General features: G+C 53.7%; 14 protein-coding genes. 11 read left to right on the top strand and 3 right to left on the bottom strand.

The genetic code is table 11. The features are described from left to right. The first annotated feature begins 11 nt into the window (after nucleotides 1–11). From pheT to GWK78_02590, 5 genes are read left to right on the top strand one after another with little or no spacing between them, the layout of a single operon-like run. Nucleotides 12–2,510, top strand: coding sequence for a phenylalanine--tRNA ligase subunit beta (pheT, locus tag GWK78_02610; GenBank protein QHU93906.1), 2,499 nt, complete (start codon nucleotides 12–14; stop codon nucleotides 2,508–2,510). After that, a complete protein-coding gene (locus GWK78_02605; GenBank protein QHU93905.1) occupies nucleotides 2,510–4,309 on the top strand; it encodes an ATP-binding cassette domain-containing protein in 1,800 nt (599 codons plus the stop codon). Before pheT ends, GWK78_02605 begins: the two co-directional genes overlap by 1 nt. Nucleotides 4,310–4,339: 30 nt before the next feature. Then, nucleotides 4,340–5,014: a hypothetical protein gene (locus GWK78_02600; GenBank protein ID QHU93904.1), complete on the top strand. Its 675-nt coding sequence runs from the start codon at nucleotides 4,340–4,342 to the stop codon at nucleotides 5,012–5,014. Next, entirely contained in the window at nucleotides 5,007–5,939 is a 933-nt protein-coding gene (locus GWK78_02595) for an FAD-dependent oxidoreductase (protein ID QHU93903.1), read from the top strand. The genes GWK78_02600 and GWK78_02595 overlap by 8 nt, the downstream gene beginning before the upstream one ends. 3 nt (nucleotides 5,940–5,942) lie before the next feature. Next, nucleotides 5,943–6,476: an inorganic pyrophosphatase gene (locus tag GWK78_02590; protein QHU93902.1), complete on the top strand. Its 534-nt coding sequence runs from the start codon at nucleotides 5,943–5,945 to the stop codon at nucleotides 6,474–6,476. Between the two features lie 331 nt (nucleotides 6,477–6,807). Here the strand turns inward: GWK78_02590 and GWK78_02585 are convergent, their stop codons facing one another. Then, complete coding sequence (locus tag GWK78_02585) at nucleotides 6,808–8,331, bottom strand: RelA/SpoT family protein (GenBank protein ID QHU93901.1); 1,524 nt, start codon at nucleotides 8,329–8,331, stop codon at nucleotides 6,808–6,810. 66 nt (nucleotides 8,332–8,397) lie between these two features. Between GWK78_02585 and gap the strand changes: the two genes are divergently transcribed. Continuing rightward, nucleotides 8,398–9,423 carry a type I glyceraldehyde-3-phosphate dehydrogenase gene (gene gap, locus GWK78_02580; protein ID QHU93900.1) on the top strand — a complete coding sequence of 342 codons (1,026 nt, stop codon included), beginning with the start codon at nucleotides 8,398–8,400 and terminating at the stop codon, nucleotides 9,421–9,423. 81 nt (nucleotides 9,424–9,504) lie between these two features. Here gap and GWK78_02575 read toward each other — a convergent pair whose 3' ends face one another. Continuing rightward, complete coding sequence (locus tag GWK78_02575) at nucleotides 9,505–9,831, bottom strand: hypothetical protein (protein ID QHU93899.1); 327 nt, start codon at nucleotides 9,829–9,831, stop codon at nucleotides 9,505–9,507. Nucleotides 9,832–10,199: 368 nt separating this feature from the next. Here GWK78_02575 and nusA point away from each other — a divergent pair, with 368 nt between their 5' ends. Genes nusA through GWK78_02550 form a run of 5 tightly spaced genes read left to right on the top strand, consistent with a single transcriptional unit; the run spans nucleotide 10,200 to nucleotide 17,071 of the window. Then, nucleotides 10,200–11,321, top strand: a complete 1,122-nt coding sequence (gene nusA, locus GWK78_02570; GenBank protein QHU93898.1) for a transcription termination/antitermination protein NusA — start codon at nucleotides 10,200–10,202, stop codon at nucleotides 11,319–11,321. A gap of 40 nt (nucleotides 11,322–11,361) precedes the next feature. Next, a complete protein-coding gene (locus GWK78_02565; GenBank protein QHU93897.1) occupies nucleotides 11,362–13,830 on the top strand; it encodes an AAA domain-containing protein in 2,469 nt (822 codons plus the stop codon). Then, nucleotides 13,814–14,791: a hypothetical protein gene (locus GWK78_02560; GenBank protein ID QHU93896.1), complete on the top strand. Its 978-nt coding sequence runs from the start codon at nucleotides 13,814–13,816 to the stop codon at nucleotides 14,789–14,791. Before GWK78_02565 ends, GWK78_02560 begins: the two co-directional genes overlap by 17 nt. Continuing rightward, a complete protein-coding gene (radA, locus tag GWK78_02555) occupies nucleotides 14,791–16,140 on the top strand; it encodes a DNA repair protein RadA (GenBank protein QHU93895.1) in 1,350 nt (449 codons plus the stop codon). Before GWK78_02560 ends, radA begins: the two co-directional genes overlap by 1 nt. Before the next feature lie 25 nt (nucleotides 16,141–16,165). After that, nucleotides 16,166–17,071: a hypothetical protein gene (locus GWK78_02550; protein QHU93894.1), complete on the top strand. Its 906-nt coding sequence runs from the start codon at nucleotides 16,166–16,168 to the stop codon at nucleotides 17,069–17,071. Between the two features lie 78 nt (nucleotides 17,072–17,149). On the opposite strand, the gene GWK78_02545 is transcribed toward GWK78_02550, so the two are convergent. Beyond that, a complete protein-coding gene (locus tag GWK78_02545; protein ID QHU93893.1) occupies nucleotides 17,150–19,858 on the bottom strand; it encodes a hypothetical protein in 2,709 nt (902 codons plus the stop codon). Nucleotides 19,859–19,904 lie beyond the last annotated feature (46 nt).

Here is a 19,904-nt window from a genome sequence, read left to right as displayed (position 1 = left end):
TACTGATATATATGAAAGTCAGCCTAAATCTTATCAAACAATTGATTAATTTTGAATTACCGCCGGTGGATGAGTTGGTGGCGCGGGTCAATCAGCAACTTGGTGGTGTCGAAGAAGTGATCGACCTCAGCGCTAAATATGGTGGCGCGCGGATCGTTCGGGTGGTTGAATGCGCCAAGCATCCTGACGCCGATCGGCTGAGCGTGACCAAGATCGATGATGGCGGCGCGGTCGCGGATGTGCCGCGCGATGAGGACGGTCTGGTACAAGTGGTCTGCGGTGCGCCGAATGTTCACGCCGACATGTGGGCGATTTGGTTGCCGCCAAAAAGTACGGTGCCGGCGAGTTTTAATGACGACGAGCCGTTCGTGCTGGACGCGCGACCGCTGCGTGGAGTGCTTAGCCAAGGTATGTTGGCGGCGGCGGACGAGCTGGCGATTGGTACGGATCACGAGGGAATTGTTGAGATTTATGAACACGACGTGCCGGTGGGCGTTGAACTTACGGCAGGTGCGAATTTCGCGGAAACGTTTGGTCTGGATGATTACGTATTGGACATTGAAAATAAGATGTTTACGCACCGGCCGGATTGTTTCGGGCAGCTCGGCGTGGCGCGCGAGATTGCCGGGATTTTTCATCAGCAATTCACGAGCCCTGAGTGGTATAAATCAGATCAGCAATTTGCGGCGGGCGAGGGGTTGGAGCTCACCGTGGCGAATGATGCGCCAGAATTAGTGCCGCGGTTCATGGCGGTAGCGTTTCGCGATGTTACCGTGCAGCCAAGCCCATTGTGGCTACAATGTCAGTTGGTGGCGATGGGCGGCAAGCCGATTAATAACGTTGTCGATGCCACGAATTATATGATGTTCATGACGGCGCAGCCAACGCACGCCTATGATTATGACAAATTGCGTGGGCACAAACTTGAGGCACGAATGGCTCGTGATGGCGAGAAAGTCAGCCTGCTTAATGGCAAAGAGTATAAGTTGACGAATGATGACATCGTCATCGCTGATGGCGAGGGAGTGATTGGTCTGGCGGGAATTATGGGCGGTGCCGACACTGAAGTCTCAAATGGCACGAAAAACATCATCCTCGAATGTGCTAATTTTGACATGTACGCGTTGCGCCGTACGGCCATGCGACACGGTATTTTTACCGATGCACTCACGCGGTTTAACAAGGGTCAATCGCCGCTCCAAAATGCCGCCGTGCTGAAACAGCTGATGAGCATGGTGGGTGGAGCGCAGGCGAGTGAAGTGTTTGACGCTAGCTCATCTAATGAATGTATTATGCCGGATGCTATTCACCGTGTTGACTCGCAAGGTGTTTCGAATGAGTTTGTTAACGAACGACTGGGTACTGATTTTTCTAACGATGAAATTGCCGATATTTTGCGCCGTACTGAATTTATGGTTGAAGTTGATGAACATGGTTGTGAGGTCTACAGCCCGTTTTGGCGCACCGATATTGAGCTACCCGAGGACATCGTCGAGGAGGTTGGGCGGCTGTATGGCTTTGATAAGTTACCGCGTCAACTGCCTCGTCGTAGTATTAAACCCGCACCGAAAAACCTGCGTCGTGAGTTGAAAAACGCCGTTCGCCAAAGTCTATCGCGCGCTGGCGCCAACGAAGTCTTGACCTACAGTTTCGTTCATGAACGTATCCTGAAAAACGCCGAGCAAGACGTTGCTCAGGCATACAAATTATCAAACGCCCTCAGTCCTGATTTGCAATATTACCGCTTGGCGGTGCTGCCAAGTCTACTCGACAAGGTTCACGCCAACATCAAGGCCGGGCATGATGAATTTGCCTTGTTTGAGATGGGCAAGGGCCACAGCAAAATGCATGGCCTAGGCGAAGATAACTTGCCAGTAGCCAGTCAGTTTACAGACATCGTCTACGCCGCCAAAAAGCCAGGGGCGGGCGCACCATTTTATGTGATTCGTCGCTTGGTTGAGCAATTAGCGCGTGAGCTTGGTGCTGAGCTGGTATTCAAGCCAATTGAAGAGGAGCTCAACTACCCAGTTACGGCACCGTTTGACCAGTCGCGTAGTGCGTTGGTCGAGACAACCGACGGAACGTTCATCGGTCTAGTCGGTGAATTGAAACAATCAGTCATCAAGAACTTCAAATTACCGGTGTATGTGGCAGCGGCGAGCTTGGACACAGCTGGCCTAGAGGCTGTCTACGCCAAGCGTGACAGTCATTATCAGCCACTCAGCCGCTATCCATCAACGACGCGCGATATCTCGCTCAAAGTACCATCCGCTGTCAAGTATCAGCAGCTACTACAGACGCTGGACGAGGTTGTACGGGACGTTGCTATGGAGGTGCGACTTGAGCTACTCACTATTTATCAGCCTGAGGATGATGCGGAGCAGAAGACGATGACATGGCGGCTGACGTTTACCTCGCATGAGCGGACGTTAGCGGACAAGGACATCGCGCCGGTAATGCAGCAGATTGAACGGGCGGCCAAAGACAAGTGGGGCGCTGAAATAGTCTGATGAAGCCGCTAATTCACATGCTCCGATATGCGCGCGGCATGGGCAGATACTACGTCGGAGTTAGTGTCAGCTCGGTTGTCGTGGCGCTGACCGGCATCGCAGTACCGTTCGTGATTTCGCGGGCGACCAGCTTGATGGTCGAAGTGGTTGAGGGCGGCACGGTGGGAATTGAGCAGGCGATTTTCTTGGCGCTGGTGCTGCTGGCGCTTGACGTGACGAATACGATGGTGCGAAACCTTGGTGGTTACTGGGGTGATGTGATGGCCACGCGGCTCAAGCAGCAGCTGTCAACGCGGTACTATCATCACTTGCTTGGCTTGCCGCAAAGTTATTTTGATGGCGAGCTGACCGGCACAATTATCAATCGCCTGAACCGCGCGATTACCGAAACGACGAATTTCCTGAACATGTTTGCCAATAACTTTTTCCAGATGCTGCTCACGACAGGTATCACCATCGGCATCGTTCTGGTGTACAGCCTGGAGTTGGCGGTAATGGTGGTCATTATGTACCCGCTATTTATGTGGCTGACGGCGCTGACCAGCAAGAAGTGGCAGGCCTTTCAGAACCGTAAAAATCACGAGACGGATATGGCCAGCGGCCGGTTTGCCGAAGTCATTGCTCAGATCAAAGTCGTCAAAAGCTATGTCCGTGAGTCGCTTGAATATCGTCATTTTGCCAAGCGTTACCGCAAAACAATTGCCATTACGCGCAAGCAATCGCGCTACTGGCACAGCATGGACATCGTGCGCGGCGTGGTGTTGTCGGTCATTTTCTTTATGATTTTTGCGTACATTTTTGTGCAGACGACCGAGCGGCGCTTTTCGATCGGCGATATGGTGCTATTGATCACGCTGATTAATAATTTGCGGATGCCGCTGTTTAACATGAGTTTCATCGTTGATAATTTCCAGAAAGCTCTGGCTGGGAGTAAGGATTTTGTTGGCGTAATGACGCTGCGCCCAGCGATTGAAGATGCCCATCACGCACCGGAATTAGTTGTGAGCCGCGGGGCAGTCGAGTTTCGCGATGTTTCATTTCGCTACGCCTCTGCCATGCAAAAACCAGTGTTGACCGACATCTCGTTTACGCTTCGTCCCGGTGAGCATGTCGCTCTCGTCAGTGAGTCGGGCGGTGGCAAGACCACTTTAACGAACTTGCTGATGCGCCTGTATCAGCCAGACGGTGGTGAGATTATGATTGATGATATGGCAATTGATGCGGTGCAGCAAAAGAGTTTGCGCCGTCATATCGCCACGGTGTTTCAGGAGCCAGCGCTCTTTTCCGGTACAATTCGTGAAAATATCGCCTATGGCGCCGATGAGCCGACGGATGAGCAGGTAATCGCCGCCGCCAAGGCCGCCAACGCGCATGACTTCATCAGCGAGCTTGACAAAGGGTACGACACACAAATTGGCGAGCGCGGCCTCAAGCTGTCCGGCGGTCAGAAGCAGCGCATCGCCATCGCGCGGGCGGTACTCAAGGATGCGCCAATTCTCATTCTCGACGAGGCAACGAGCAATCTCGACAGCAAGAGCGAGCATCTAGTGCAGCAGGCGCTGGAGCGGCTGATGAAGGGGCGAACGACGCTGATTATCGCCCACCGGCTGAGTACCATCGCCACGGTGGATCGGATTGTGACGCTAAAATATGGCCGGGTCGACGAGATCGGTACGCCGAAACAGCTGGCAAAATCGGGCGGTATTTATGCTAATTTGCTCAAGCTACAGCGGACAGCTGGCGTGGGGATTGATGATGAGCTGGCACGTTATGACATTGCGGCCGAGAGGAAACATTGATATAATTTCAAGGTAAGATAAAGGAGGATTATGGCGACGAGGGGACAGCGACTCGGTATATGGATCATCACGGGGACATTAGCGGTTGGGACAATTGGCGGGTTCATCGCCATGATGGTGCAGCCAGGCAATGACGCCAAAGACCAGGCCGAGCTGAAGCAGGCGCAAGAAGATTATAAAAAAGCAACCACGGAGTGGCAAAAGAAAGTTGACGCTCAGACGGCGGAATTGAACAGTAAATATCACGGCAAGTTTTCGGGGTTTAGTACGCGAGTCAGCGCCTTTGAGGCTGCTGGCGTGAAGGAGCTCGGCAAAGAAGATTTGGTCGTGGGTGACGGCGCGGAGGTCAAGGATGATACCAAATTTGCGGTTTACTACATCGGTTGGAATGCCAAGGGTGAGATTTTTGATCAGTCAATCAACAGCGGTAAATTGAAAGCGCCGTTTGCGGTAAACGGCCCAGCACATACGTCGGTGATTCAGGGCTGGAAAGAGGGGCTGATTGGTATGAAAATTGGCGGTGTGCGTGAATTGACAATTCCAGCGGACAAGGCTTATGGCAATAAGAGTCAGGGTGATAAAATTCCTGCTAATTCGCCACTCAAATTTGTGGTAATGGCTATCGAAAAACCAGCGGAGATTCCACAGCCAGAAATGCCAGAAGTTATGAAACGATATTACAGATCAAGGGGGCTAAATGTCTAAAGAAGTTATCATCGTTGGCGCCGGTCCAAGCGCGCTGACTGCAGCAATTTACCTGTCGCGTGAGGATGTGCCAACGACATTGTATGAACGCGGCGTGGTTGGTGGTATGGCGGCTATCACTGATCAGATTGATAATTATCCAGGGTTTGCCGAGGGTGTAACCGGCATGAAATTGGCGTCAGAACTGCAGCAGCAGGCTGAGCGATTTGGTGCGGATATCGAGTACGGTGACGTGACGGAGCTGAAGCAGGTTGACGGTGAGCTGGAATTGACAGTTGACGGTCAGCCAGTGCGAACTAAAGCCGTGCTGCTGGCGACCGGCTCAAATCACCGCAAGCTGGGCGTGCCGGGCGAAGATGAATTGTATGGTCGCGGCGTGCATTACTGTGCAACGTGCGACGGCGCATTTTACCGTGACAAGTGCTTGATTGTCGTTGGCGGCGGCAACTCGGCGGTACAGGAGGCGATCTTTTTAACTCGCTACGCCAGTCACATTGACCTATTGGTACGCAGCAAATTGCGCGCCAGCGATGTCTTGCAAAAAGAGCTGCAAAAGTATGTCGATGAGGGCAAAATTACCGTCCATATCGGTGCGACGACTGATGAAATTATCGTCAAAGACGACAAATTCTACGGTGTCAAATCGACCCAAAACGGCGAGCAGAAAGAATTTATGGCAGACGGCTTATTTGTTTTCATCGGCTTGATTCCAAACACGCAGTTTTTGGTAGACTCAGGTATTGAGCTGGACTTGGGCGGACACATCGTTACCGACGAGCATTTACATACCAATATCCCCGGTGTCTTTGCTTCGGGCGACGTACGTTCGGGCGCAACCATGCAAATCGCTTCGGCGGTCGGCGAGGGTGCGGTGGCGGCATTGCAGATTCGTGAATATTTACAAGAAAAAGCCAGAGAGGAGTAGTATATGGCAGATTTTAACCAAGTATTAACCCCGGGAAGCTATCAGGACGGCGAAATCACCGTTGTCGTGGAGATTCCGGCCGGGTCAAATCATAAAATTGAATGGGATCGGAACGTCGGCGTCATGCGGCTGGATCGAGTTGACCCAGCAATCTTTGCCAAGCCGACTAATTATGGTTTTATCCCGCAGACATTGGATGAGGACGGCGATGAGTTGGATGTGCTGTTAGTGACAGACACGCCGCTGACGACTGGGCTGGTGGTCGAGGCGCGAATCCTCGGCGTGATGAAGTTTGTTGATGACGATGAGGTTGATGATAAGATTATCGCAGTGCCAAGCGACGATCGCCATAATGGCAATGCCATTCAGTCGCTGGAGGATTTGCCGGCGCAGCTGATTAAGCAAATTGAATTCCATTTCAATCACTATAAGGATCTGAAAAAGCCAGGTTCGACCATTGTTAAAGAATTTGCTGGCGTTGATGCTGCTAAGCAGGTTGTGGCAGCGGCGATTGAGCGCTGGAACGAGCAGGCGTAATACTATCGTGTAAAGCAGGGTGGTATCACGTCTCATCTAAGATTCGATCCGTGTTTGCCACACAGTGCAACCGCCAGCCTCTCTGATATGTCGACGGTTCTTGCGGACGGCGCCCGCCGGATGCATTCGACTTGGAGGAGATGGCTGGAAGCCAAGCCGCGCCCGGCGCTCCACCGTCCGCCGCCATAACACACTCTTCGCTCAAATCTCCACTGGAGATTTCTCGTGAGCGTTCGGCTGAAACGTCCGCTACTCGCGAACGTTTCACAGTCTCTGGCAGAGGAGGTGTCGTGTTTGCCGTAGCCTCTGGGATGAGGTATGAGTGTTTTGCTTACCGTCGAAACAACGACGAAACGCCGTCAGTTAATCCCGTCAAATGTGCTAGCACGCCGCCACTTTTTGACAGTTGCATGCGCAGTTTGGTTTTGGCATGCGGCGTGATGACCATGTCGCGCCAGGCTGGTTTGGGTTTGGCGGATTTGCTGGTCAAGACTTCGACGACGTCGCCGTGTTGTAATTCATAGGTAAATGGTTTCATGACGCCATTGACCTTAAATCCGCTGGCGTGCGCTGCGATGTCGGAATGAATGCGATAGGCGTAATCCAGAGGGAAGGCGCCGCGCGGCAAGTCATAAATATCGCCTTTGGGCGAATAGACGAAAATTCGATCCTCAAACAACTTCATACGGAATTTCTCTGAATCAAATGATTTACCCTCGCGTGCCCGAGCTGCCGTTTCCTGTAGATCACGAATCCACGCTAAATCCGTCGGTAGCGCAGCAATTCGCCCCTGTCGGTAGGCGTCAGACATCTTTTGTTCGTTATAATGAAAGCTGGCCGCCAAACCGCGCTCGGCGTATTCGTGCATGTCTCGGGTGCGGATCTGGAACTCAACAATTTGCCCGGTCGGCGTTTGTATCGTCGTATGTAAGCTTTGATAGCCATTTGGCTTAGGGTTGGCAACATAGTCTTTGATACGCTCGTAAAACGGCTGGTACATCTCATGCAGCACGCCCAATACCAGATAGCCAGTCGCTAAATCATCAACGATGATGCGCAGGGCGATCAGGTCGTAGATCTTATCAATATCGCCAACGCGGTCGAGCTTCTTAAATAAGCTATATACGCTTTTTACCCGGCCGTCCATCTCAAACTGCAGACTCTCGTTCTGGAGGCGCGCCGTAACGTCGCGGCGGACTTTGGCGAGTTTGCGCTGGCTTTTTTTCAGGCGGCTATCCATCAGGCTCTTAGTGCGCTGAAAATCCTTAGGCATTAAAAACCGAAAGCTTAACTCTTCCAGCTGCACGCGGACGCGCCCCATATTCAGCCGATCCGCCAGCGGCGCAAACACTTCAATCGTTTCGCGGGCGATTTTCTTCTGCTTGTCGCGCGGCATATATTGAAGTGTGCGCATATTATGCAGCCGATCCGCCAGCTTGATAATAATTACCCGAATGTCCTCGCCAACCGCGATCATCAGTTTGGCGAGGTTGTCCTTGGTGTGCGGCAAATAACTATCAAGGCTGCGCATACCAGCGCGCGCCTGTGAAACCTTGGTTACGCCGTCAACCAGAAAGGCGATATCGCGACCAAACAAACTTTCTAGCTCATCCAGCGTCGCATCGGTATCCTCAACCGTATCATGCAGCACACCAGCGATCACTGTGTCGATATCCATACCCCATTCCACTAAAATCCCAGCCACCGCCAGTGGGTGTGTGATGTAGGGTTCGCCGCTTTTGCGCTTTTGGCCGGCGTGCTTTTTGGTAGCGTAATCAATAGCGCTATCTAACACCAGCACCGGTATCTCATCGTACTGCGGTGCCGCCAGATCCAATAATTCCTCGCGCGTCATAGTTTTATTATACAACTTTGTAGTATAATTAGAGAAAAGCTAATGCTACTTGGGAGGGATAATTACATGGCGATAACGAAAATAGCAATTAACGGTTTCGGACGGATCGGGCGCAGTGCCTTTAAGATCGCACGTGAGCGCAGCGATCTAGAAATTGTGGCGATCAATGACTTGACGGATACGAAGACGCTGGCGTACCTACTCAAACACGATAGCAATTATGGGGAATATGGCCGCCAAGTTGATTTTACAGAAAACGAACTGGTCGTTGATGGAAAAAGCGTCAAAGTACTGGCGGAAAAAGATCCGGCAAACTTGCCGTGGGGCGAGATGAATATCGATGTGGTGATCGAGTCGACCGGATTGTTTACTGATAAAGATGGCGCGGGCAAGCACTTGACTGCGGGTGCCAAGCGTGTGGTTATCAGCGGACCAACCAAATCCGACGGCGTCGATACAATTGTCCTGGGTACGAATGACAGTAAGATTAAGGACGCGACGCCGATAATCTCTAATGCCAGCTGTACAACCAATAGCTTAGGTGCGGTGATGGCTGTCCTAGACGCAGAATTTGGCGTGGAAAAGTCAATGCTGACGACGGTGCATAGCTACACCGCCAGCCAAAGATTGCAAGACGCGCCAGCCAAGGATCTCCGCGAAGGTCGCAACGCGGCTGAAAATATGGTGCCGACAACGACGGGTGCGGCCATTGCTGTGACGAAAACGCTGCCGCAGCTGGCTGGCAAATTTGACGGCCTGAGTGTCCGGGTGCCAACACCAGTGGTGTCGCTCAGTGATGTAACAGCACTTCTCCGACGTGATGTGACGGTCGAGCAGGTGAATGAGGTGTTCAAGAAAGCTGCCGCCGATAGTTTCTATCAAGGGATCTTGGGCGTCAGTGAAGAGCCGCTGGTCAGTCGCGACTTTATCGGTAATTCACATTCTGGCATCGTTGACCTGCCGCTGACCAAGGTCGTTGGTGGCAACATGGTGAAAATCATGGTCTGGTACGATAACGAATGGGGGTACTCTAATCGCCTGGTCGAGCTGGTAGCGGACGTCGGCCACTACCTCCAGCAGCCAGCAATGTAATAGTTGTGTAATTATAAGTTCAGTTCAGTGATGTGAGTGGGGCGGGAGATACAAACAGTTGTATCAATCCCGCCCCGCACCTCAGTGGCGATTTCTTCTCCACCGGCAGAGGAGGTCGGCGAGACTGTCCATCAAAAATATGACAGAGAGGCCAAACATAGCCGCCGTGACGACAATTCCTCCTTGTATGATCCATTCGGGCAGAGCCTTGAGTGGCTCATAGAGCCACTCAAGGCTGCGCTGCCGTGCGGCTGCTGTCATCTTTGCCGTGGTGAGGAGGGCTGACGCCCCGAACACCGCCATCATCACTCCATTCAGAGCGATGACTAGCTCGCCTTCAGAGAAAACGATCATTATAACACCAGTTGCAATGATACCGACAAGGAGAACGGTCAAAATCTCGAGCATTTTTACGCCTTTCCACTTGTTGAGGTGCGGCCGTTCCGCGCCTCAAGCCACCGTAGGTATCCGACCTACGGCAGCGAAGCGCAGTTGACAAAACTTACGATAAGTTGTCAAAAGGCTGAGATATATATCACTATTAGTAGAAAATGTCAATGCTTTTTGTCAAGATTGTGAATAGCTATGAGCTCCCACCTCTGTTAGATACGCATACCCGTTCGCAGGCTGACATGGGTGAATAGGGCGGCTGAACTTGACGCTGCCCGCCTGGGTATGCTACACTACTAAGCATCCGGCCAACAGGTCGGAGTTTTTCGTCTCTTGGGCGTTTGATAGGAAACGTAGTATAATAATATAGCGTAAAGGAGCTAATAATGGAAGATTTGAATATTAAGCAATTGACGTTGGCGGTGCGGACGATTGCTGAGGAAAAGAACCTGCCAGAAGAAACGGTTTTGGAGGTGATCGAGCAGGCTATCGCGGCAGCGTGGCGGCGTGATAACGGCACGCGCGAGCAATTGGTGCGTGCCAGCTTGAATATCAACAGCGGCACGGCTGTGGTGTCAGTTGTTAAAACGGTGGTTGAAGAGGTTGAAAATGACGTCAATCAAATGAGCCTGGACGAGGCCAAAACCGTTGATCCGGCGGCTGAGCTAGGCAGCGAAGTGACGGTCGAGACCCACAACGTGACGACGTTTGGCCGGGTGGCAGCCCAGACTGCCAAGCAAGTGATTTTGCAGCGGCTGCGCGAAGCAGAGCGCGAGGTGGTGCTGGCAGAATTTGAAGATAAAATTGGTACAGTGGTGACTGGTACGATTCAGCGGGTTGAGCCGCGCGTGGTGCGAATTGAGCTGGGCAAGGCCGTTGGCATCATGCCGCAATCCGAGCAAATTCCTGGCGAGTACTACGGCGTTGGCCGCCGCGTCAAGGTCTATATCAAGGACATCGAGCGCGAAGGTCGCGGTCCGCAGTTGATTTTGAGCCGCGGCAATGAAGAATTTGTGCGGTTCTTGTTCAGCCAGGAAGTGCCAGAGATGGAAACAGGCGCCGTGGAGATCAAAGCCATTGCCCGCGAGGCTGGTCGCCGCACTAAATTGGCGGTAGCATCGGCACTGCCAGGTGTTGACCCAGTCGGTACGTTTGTCGGCGGTCACGGTACGCGTGTTCAGGCAGTGATGAACGAAATTGGCGAGCAGGAAAAAATTGACATCATTCCGTTTGAGGAAGATGCGGCTGGTTTCATCGCTAATGCTATGAGTCCAGCAGAAGTGCTGAGTGTGACGGTCAATGAAGATGAAAAGCGAGCAACGGTCTATGTTAGCGAGGATCAGCAGTCAGTGGCCATCGGTCGGGCTGGACAGAATGTTCGCTTGGCAAGCCGGTTGACTGGCTATGAACTGGATATTGAGGCAAAGGCGGCTGTCAAGCCTGAAGCAAAACCTCGTAAAAATATTGAGGACAGCTTGATGAGCGTGGTTGAGGAGGTGGCGGAATAGGCTGCTTTCTGACAATCGCCAAAAACGAAAGGAGGGCGATATGCCGGAAGATTTTTCTGAGTTAGAATCTCGGCTGACTGATACCGCCAAGGCCAGCTTAGAGCGTGCCGGGCTGCTGGCGCATAATAGTGGTAGTCCGTATGTCGGCACCGAGCATGTATTGCTCGGCGTGCTGGCGCAAAATTCGTCGCTGGGTGCGAAGATTTTGGCGGAGAATGGCGTGACGTTGGATCGGGCGGAGTTGGCGCTAGGCTTAACCGCGCAGTCGTTCGTGGTGGTGGTTGTTCACAAAGGCATGAACGCCGAGGTGCTGGAAACGATACGGACGGCTTGGCAGCTAGCGACGGAGTTTGGACAGGAGCGCATCGGTACTGAGCATATCGTCTATAGCATGCTGCTGCAGCACAAGGCTCGGGCGACGAAGTTGCTCAGTGATATGAATGTGGATCTGGAGGAGCTACGCGGTACATTGGAGGACGTATTTGATCGGCAGCAGATGGAAGCCATGCAAGATGAGTCGAAGGAAGCTGTAGCACCGCATACTCGTCGGTCGGCTGATCTCAAGATCCTTGATCAGTACGGAGTTGATATGACCGAGCGAGCGCGGAGCGGACTGCTCGATCCAGTGGTCGGTCGGGAAGCTGAGACAGAGCGGCTGATCACGGTACTCGGGCGGCGTGGCAAAAATAATCCAGCGCTGATCGGCGAGCCGGGTGTCGGTAAAACCGCAGTGGTCGAAGGACTGGCGCAGCGTATTGCGGCCGGGACGGTGCCGGAGTTTTTGGTCGGTAAGCGGCTGATTCAGCTTGACCTGACAGCTATGGTCGCTGGTACAAAGTTTCGCGGTCAGTTTGAGGAGCGCTTACAAAAAGTGGTGGCGGCAGCGCGTAATCATCAGGAGATTATATTGTTTATTGATGAGCTGCATTTATTGGTCGGGGCTGGCTCGGCCGAGGGGTCGATGGATGCGGCGAATGTCCTAAAGCCAGCATTGGCGCGTGGTGAGGTACGGGTGATCGGCGCAACGACATTTGATGAATACCGCAAGCACATCGAAAAAGACGCGGCCCTCAGTCGGCGGTTTCAGGCGGTGACGGTGGCGGAGCCGGATGAGCAGGCGGCGGTGGCCATGGTGCGGGCGCTAGCAGGCCGGCTGGCGACACACCATCGACTGCGGATTTCTGATGAGATGATCAAGCTGAGCGTAGCCCTCAGTCAGCGCTACGTGACGGAGCGTCATTTACCGGACAAAGCGATTGACGTACTCGATGAGGCAGCGGCACTGGTTAATACGCAACGGCCAGCCAAGCCAACCAAGCAGCAGCAGCTAGCACGGCGGATTAAACAACTAGCGGGCAAGCTCGATGCGGCGGTCGAGGCTGAGCAATATCAACGCGCGGCTGAACTCAAGGTGCGCATCAAGCAGCTGGAGCAGCAGGCTAAGCAGCTACCGGCTGACGATCCAGCATTGCCGGAATTAACCGAGGATGATGTACGGCGAGCGGTCGCGGCGATGGCTGGTGTGCCGGCGGAAAAAGTGACAGTGAATGAGCGCAAAGATCTGGCGGCACTGGAGCAGCGGCTAGGCCGGTCGGTGCTCGGTCAGGACGAGGCCGTGGCGACATTGGCGCGAACCATTCGCCGGGCGCGGGCCGGGCTGAGTCGGCGGTCAGGGCCGCTTGGGTCGTTCATTTTTCTCGGGCCGACTGGTGTGGGCAAGACGGAGTTAGCTCGCGTGTTGGCACGGGAAGTGTTTGGCGGTGACAATAGTTTGATCAAGATCGACATGAGCGAGTTTTCAGAGCGGCATACAGCCAGTCAGTTGATTGGCGCGCCGGCTGGCTATGTCGGCTATGATGAGGGCGGTAAATTGACTGATAAGGTTCGCCGGCAGCCGTACAGCGTGGTGCTGTTTGATGAGATTGAAAAGGCGCATCCGGATGTACTGAACTTGCTACTGCAGATTTTAGAAGACGGCAAGCTGAGCGATTCGCGCGGTCGGTCGGTGAGCTTCCAGCAGACGATCGTGATCTTGACCAGCAATGTTGGCGCCGAGGCGATGGTGCGCGACGGTGAGCTGGGCTTTGGCTCGCACAGTGACGGTACCTCACGGGCGGACGATGTGAATGAGCGCAACGCTCGGGCGGCGCGACGCGAGCTGGAGGAGTTACTGCGGCCGGAGCTAATCGGGCGATTTGATGCGGTGGTGAATTTCAAGAGCTTGACTCGGCCGGTGGTGGGCAAGATTTTCGATAATTTCGTGAGTGAGCTTAAAGAAGCAGTGCAGGCGCAGCAGATGACGCTGGTGATTACGCCAAGCGCTAAGCGTTGTATCATAGATAACGGTTTCGATGAGCAGCGTGGTGCGCGGGTGCTCAGACAAACGATTCAGACAATGTTGGCCGACCCGCTCAGTGACGTCTTATTGTCTCGTCAGGCCCGTCCCGGTGCGGTCTTGACAGCGACTGCAAAAAATCGTGAGGTAGTGATCAATGTTCAGGCTGCGTAATTTCCTCGGTGTCGTGGTGTTTGTGGGGTTGGTGGCCGGTGGTAGCTGGCTAGTGCTCAATCGCCAGCTAGTGCTGGATCATATCAGGGTCTGGCAGTATCAACCGAGTCAGGACATAGCAACATTGGCACGGCGGGCAACGATGACTGATAAGGCCAAATTTAGCTTTTATCTAGCGCAGCCGCGGCTGGAAAACGCTACGCAATTTAATCAGGATTGCCGTCGTGTCGAACAGGCCAGCCCGATCGTCGGCTGTTACGCCCACGCCAAAGAGACCATTCACATTTATAACGTGCAGAACACGGAGCTAGACGGTATCAAAGAGGTGACGGCGGCTCACGAAATGCTGCACGTAGCCTGGTCGCGCTATTCGGCGGAGCAGCGTCGGCGGCTGGGCGAGCTGCTGGAGGCGGCTTATACCAAGGTCAAGACTAAAAAGCTGGAGGAGCGGATGGCGTATTATGAACGGGCACAGCCGGGTACACGTGCCAATGAGCTACATTCCATTTTGGGCACGGAATTTACTGATCTTGGGGCGGAGCTGGAAGCGCATTATGCTGAGTATTTCAGCGATCGAGCGGCGCTGGTGAAGTTGCATGCTCAATATAATGAAAAGTTCACTAATGCCGAGGCCGAGGCTGACGCATTGACGGCTAGTCTCGCCAAGCGAAAGCACGACATTGAGCAACTGGTGGCGTCATATAGTGCGCGTATGAGCGCTTATAACCAAGATGTCGCGGCGTTTAATCAACGGGCGGCGACCGGTGGTTTTCAGACGCAAGCTGAGTTTCAGGCTGAGCGAGCACGGCTGAGCCAGCGCGGCCTGGCGCTTCGTCGTGAGCGACAGACTATCGAGGGTAAGGTCGATGCTTACAACACTGATGTCGAGAAATTGAACGCATTGGGGCGCAAGATTGACCAGCTCAATCAGAGCCTCGACAGTCAAAAGGCGGTCCAGTGATGGCGCGGGCAAAATCACAGTTCATCTGCCAGCAGTGTGGCGCTAGCTATCCGAAATGGATCGGCAAGTGCGAAAATTGCGGCGAGTGGAATTCGCTGGTTGAGCAACTGCCAGTTGACACCGGCGCCTCGGCGGTGGCTCGCAGTAGCGGCAAAGGCAAGGCGCTGACTGCGCTCAAGCTCAGCGAAACAGCTGCCGAGGCCAAACAAGCACGGCTAGCAACCGGCATTGCTGACCTTGACGCGGTACTCGGCGGCGGCTTTTTGCCAGGCGGTGTGGTGCTGGTGGCGGGGCAGCCGGGGATTGGAAAAAGTACCCTGTTGGCGCAAGTCGCGGCGTTTGTTGCCCGGCAGCAACCAGTGCTCTACGTCAGTGGCGAAGAGTCGGTGTCACAGGTCAAGCTGCGGGCTGAGCGGTTGGGCGCGGTTGACTCAGACAGCCTGCAGCTGGCGTCCAGCAATAGCGCCGAAGATATCGCCGCCTCCATCCAGACTGGCCAGTATGATCTGGTGATCGTCGATTCCATACAAACATTGTCGCTCGCAGAAATTGCCTCAGCGCCAGGTTCAGTTAGTCAAATCACTAACTCATCCAACGTCATCATTCGCGCCGCCAAGGCCGCGAATACTGCAGTGATTCTGGTCGGCCACGTCACCAAAGAAGGTTCAATCGCCGGGCCGAAAGTCCTGGAACATTTGGTTGACGTGGTGCTGAATTTTGAGGGCGATCGCTACGGCGGCTTCCGGGTGGTGCGGGCGCAGAAAAATCGCTATGGCTCGACCAATGAGGCAGCAATTTTTGAGATGCACGAGGATGGCTTACGGATTGTAGCTAATCCGTCGGCTAGTTTACTGGCGGAGCGGCAAAACCTCGACGGCTCAATCGTCCTAGCCACCATGGAAGGGGCACGGCCGCTACTGGTGGAGATTCAGGCGCTGGTCAATCCGACGAATTTTGGCTATCCCAAACGCGCGGCCAGCGGTTTTGATCTCAACCGCTTGAACTTGTTGGTGGCGGTGCTGGAAAAGCGCACCAAGCTCAATCTCTCCGACAAAGATATTTACATCAATGTGGTTGGCGGCTTGAAACTGAGCGACCCAGCGGCAGACTTGGCAGTGGCCATGGCCATTGCCTCAGCCTCAGCTGGCCGCAAACTCAGCGACGAAGCCGTGGTGTTTGGCGAGGTCGGTTTGGGCGGCGAGGTGCGCTCGGCTCAAGGCTGGCACGCCCGTGTCAAAGAGGCGAAGAAGCTCGGCTTTACCTACGCCATCGCGCCAAAAACTCACAAAGACGCATTTGTGCGCGGTGTCGGCGATCTCAGACAGGCGCTGATTGACTATTTACAATAACATTATTAGATAAAAGGAAATTATTATGGAAAAAACAATTGAACTTCTCATCATTATCATGCTGCTGGCTATCATGGCGGAGATATATCTATTGGTTAAGCCGCGGCGGCAGGCAGGTAGTGGCACGCAGCTGCCGATTCTGGTTGACACTTCAGTGTTGATGGACGGCCGGGTAGTCGACTTGGCAAAAACCGGGTTCCTATTGGGGCAGATCATCGTGCCGCGCAGTGTACTGATCGAACTGCAATTGTTGGCTGACGGTGCTGATCATGCCAAGCGCGAGCGCGCCCGCTTCGGTATGGACGCCATGAAGGAACTAAAGGATGTGTTGGGCGGCTCGTTCACGTTGCTTGACGATGCGACGCGCATTCCCGAGGGGGTAGATAACCGCTTGTTGCAGCTTGCCAAGGAAATGAACGGTGCTATTCTGACACTGGATTACAACCTGAACAAGGTGGCGCAAGTCGAAGGCATTCAGATTCTCAATATCAATGAGCTAGCCAAGAGCCTGCGGATGAGCTATTTGCCTGGCGATGAGCTGGTGCTGGAATTGACGCAAAAAGGTCAGGATTCTCATCAGGCGGTCGGCTACTTGCATGACGGTACGATGGTGGTGGTTGAGCAAGCCAAAAAGTTCCTGGGCCAGAAAAAACGCATTGAAATTATTCGTAGCCTACAGACCGACGCTGGCAAGATGATGTTTGCGAAAGTTTGCGCCGAGCCAAAAGAAGCAAAAGAGGCGGCGCAACAGTCACCAGCTCAAGCTGCCCCCAAACAATCCAAGCAGCGCTCCACCGGTCGTCGGCCGCAAACCAACAAGGCGACGAAACCTGATGCCTCGCGCGCCGCAGCTCAAGGTCACCGTTCGGCTCGCCCCAAGACCCAGGCGCAGCGTGAGGCTGACTTGATCCGGATGGTTAATGAGCAATAGTCGCTAAGACTAAGAAGAAGTAAAAACCAGACTAAAGCGGTCTGGTTTTTATGTGTCACAAGGGGAAAGAGGGGCGGATTAGTCGGAGCTTGAGCTGCTGCCTACCGAGAAGCTGCCGCTGTCTGATGCAGTATAGTAGCCTTCGTCGCGGGCGATCGCCTGAATGGTGTGCCGACCTGGGCTACTGACCCTGATATCAACCGAAACACTGCCGCCACTACCGGAGATCGACTCGCTTTTGACGCTGCGACCATCAACGAGGATGTCAATTGAGGTGAGCGGGAATGTGCCGTTGGTGGCGCGGGCGGTGATGGTGCGGTTGGAGCCAGAGCCAGAAAGTGATAGGCTGACACTTGGCTTGGCGTCGTCACATTTGTGCTTATCGTCATCAGCGTTGGCGTCGTAACCTTCAGGCGCTGAGTATGATGGTTTCTTAGTGAGCGGGTCAATGGTCTTGGTGACCTCAATTTCCTCGATGGCGTCAGCTGGCGTACAATTTGTCGCCTTTTTCTTGGAGACGCGGTCAAACTTAATCTTTTCAGTAGTCTCGCCCTGTTTTTTATTCCACCACGATGGATAGAGCTCTTTGCCTTGCTGCTGGATACCATTTGGCCGCTTGAACCAATCATTTGGCTTCCATTTGCCCTGTTTGGCATAGACCTCGTTGTGAGCAAATGACATAACGTTACGCACCACCGGCATACCAAAGGCCGAGTTCGGGGTGTTGATGGTACTGGTGTCGGAATTACCGAGCCACATACCCATGACCAGCGCCGGGCTATAGTTAACGATCCAGACATCCTTGGCGTGGCCGTTTTTGTCGGTAGTACCGGTCTTGGCGGCGGTTCTAACACCAGGCACATTCATTGCGCCATAACCGTGCAGGTCGCGCGCCGCGTCCGCGTCACCCAAGATGTCATTGATGATGTAGGCGACTTGCGGGTCGGTTGCCTGTTTGCTCTCGTCTTTCCATTTCTTTAACGTATCACCCTGGCTGTTGGTTACCTCGAGGACGTTGGTGCTTGGCTTGGCGACGCCCATGCGGGCAAAGGTGCCATAAGCATTCACTAACTCGGTCTGCTTCGTACCGCAGGCGCCAATGGCTGCTGACAAGCCGTAGCCGCCGGCCGCTTCCTCTTGTTGGCAATAATTGGTATTACCCATGTTGTGAATATAGTCAACGGTTGGTTTTGGTGAGCCGTTACCTGCGATGTACATTGCCTTGACCGCTGGGATGTTACGGGAAAGCGCTAGCGAACGGCGAATAGAAATACTTCCCATAAATCGTCGATCCCAGTTGTTCAGCTTGGCGCCATAAATCTTGTCTATGTTCTCGTCGCTGAGGATTGAGCCTGAGCCGTAATTTTGTTGATTACTGCCGCGATTCTCAAACAGCTTGGCATAGTCGAAAGCCTTGATGGTCGAGCCCGGCTGGATAAAGGCGGTGGCGGCGTTATCCTGCCCAAAGCCGGCATAATTGAAATCACGACTACCGACGAGGGCGACAATCTGTCCAGTCTGTGCGTCCTCAACCGTTGCCGCGCCGTTACTAATGCGCACTCGACCCGGACGGCCTGAGTCAAAGAAGGCTTTCATCTCTGTTTCGAGCTTCTCCTGAATCCTCCAATCCAGCGTCGTCTTGACAGTCAGTCCGCCGCGGCCAACGACCGCTTTACCGAGTTCACGCTCCAGTTGGTTGCGCACCATGAGCACGAAATGCGGCGCCTTGATGCCGGCTAGCTGCTCGGTCTCGGGCTTGATCTTGTCAAGGATCGGATACTGCTTGGCTTCTTTGGCCTGCGCTTCAGTGATGTAGCCCTGTTCCAGCATGTAGTCCAGCGTCGTGTGCTGGCGCGACAACAGCATCTTGCGGCCAGCGATATTGTACGGATTGAACGTGCTCGGGTTTTGCGGAATTGAAGCTAGCAGCGCTGCCTCGGCCAGAGTGAGATCCTTGGCAGACTTGCCAAAGTATGTTTGAGCGGCTGATTCTGCGCCATTGCGCCGACCGCCGTATGGTGCCTGGTTGAGATAGAGCGTGAGGATCTGCTCTTTGTTGTACATCCGCTCAACCTCGATCGCCAAGATAATTTCCTTGATCTTGCGTGGAATACCACTAAGGCCACGTTTATCGGCGTCATCGGCAAAGAAGACTTGCTTGACCAGCTGCTGCGTTAGTGTCGAGCCACCCTGAACCTGCCGACCTGACGCCGTACTAAACATAGCGCGGGTCAGACCGCTGATGCTGATGCCGTGGTGCTTATAAAAATCACGATCCTCGATGGCGATGGTCGCTTTCTTGAGGTAATCGCTAATTTTATCAGCCTCAACCACTAGCTTGTAATTATCCGTACCCTTATCTTCCCAGAGCAGCGCACCGTTGCGGTCATAGTATTTGGTGACGGTCGTTTGGACGCGCTTGGCGAGTTCGCCTGGGCGGATCTTGTCGAGATCTTTGCGGAAGTAGGCGAACAAGCCGCCGATCAGGATAATCACCGCAACAATGGCGACGCCAAGGATCTTGAGCGCCATTAAGCCGCCGCGCTTGGAGAACCAGTAGCGAAAGACGCGCTTCGGATGAAGGCGGTAAAAGAACCGCTTGACGGGGTGCTTTGGTAGGCTCGCCAGGTACTCTGCTTTTTCGCGGGAGCGCTTATCCTTCTTGAGCCGACGCTTATTCGCCAAGTTTGCATAGACACTCAGCCGTTTTGCCGGCTTTGGATGCGGACGCGACGGCGCCGATTTTGCGCTGGCGTCCGACTGCTTATCTGAGGGTTTCTTGTTCACAGTATTATTATATCACGCCTATGTTTCGCTTCAATCATAAAATTGC

It is taken from the genome of Candidatus Saccharibacteria bacterium oral taxon 488 (assembly GCA_010202845.1).
Taxonomy (GTDB): domain Bacteria; phylum Patescibacteriota; class Saccharimonadia; order Saccharimonadales; family Saccharimonadaceae; genus Nanosynbacter.
This window is presented reverse-complemented; position numbering and strand designations above follow the sequence as displayed.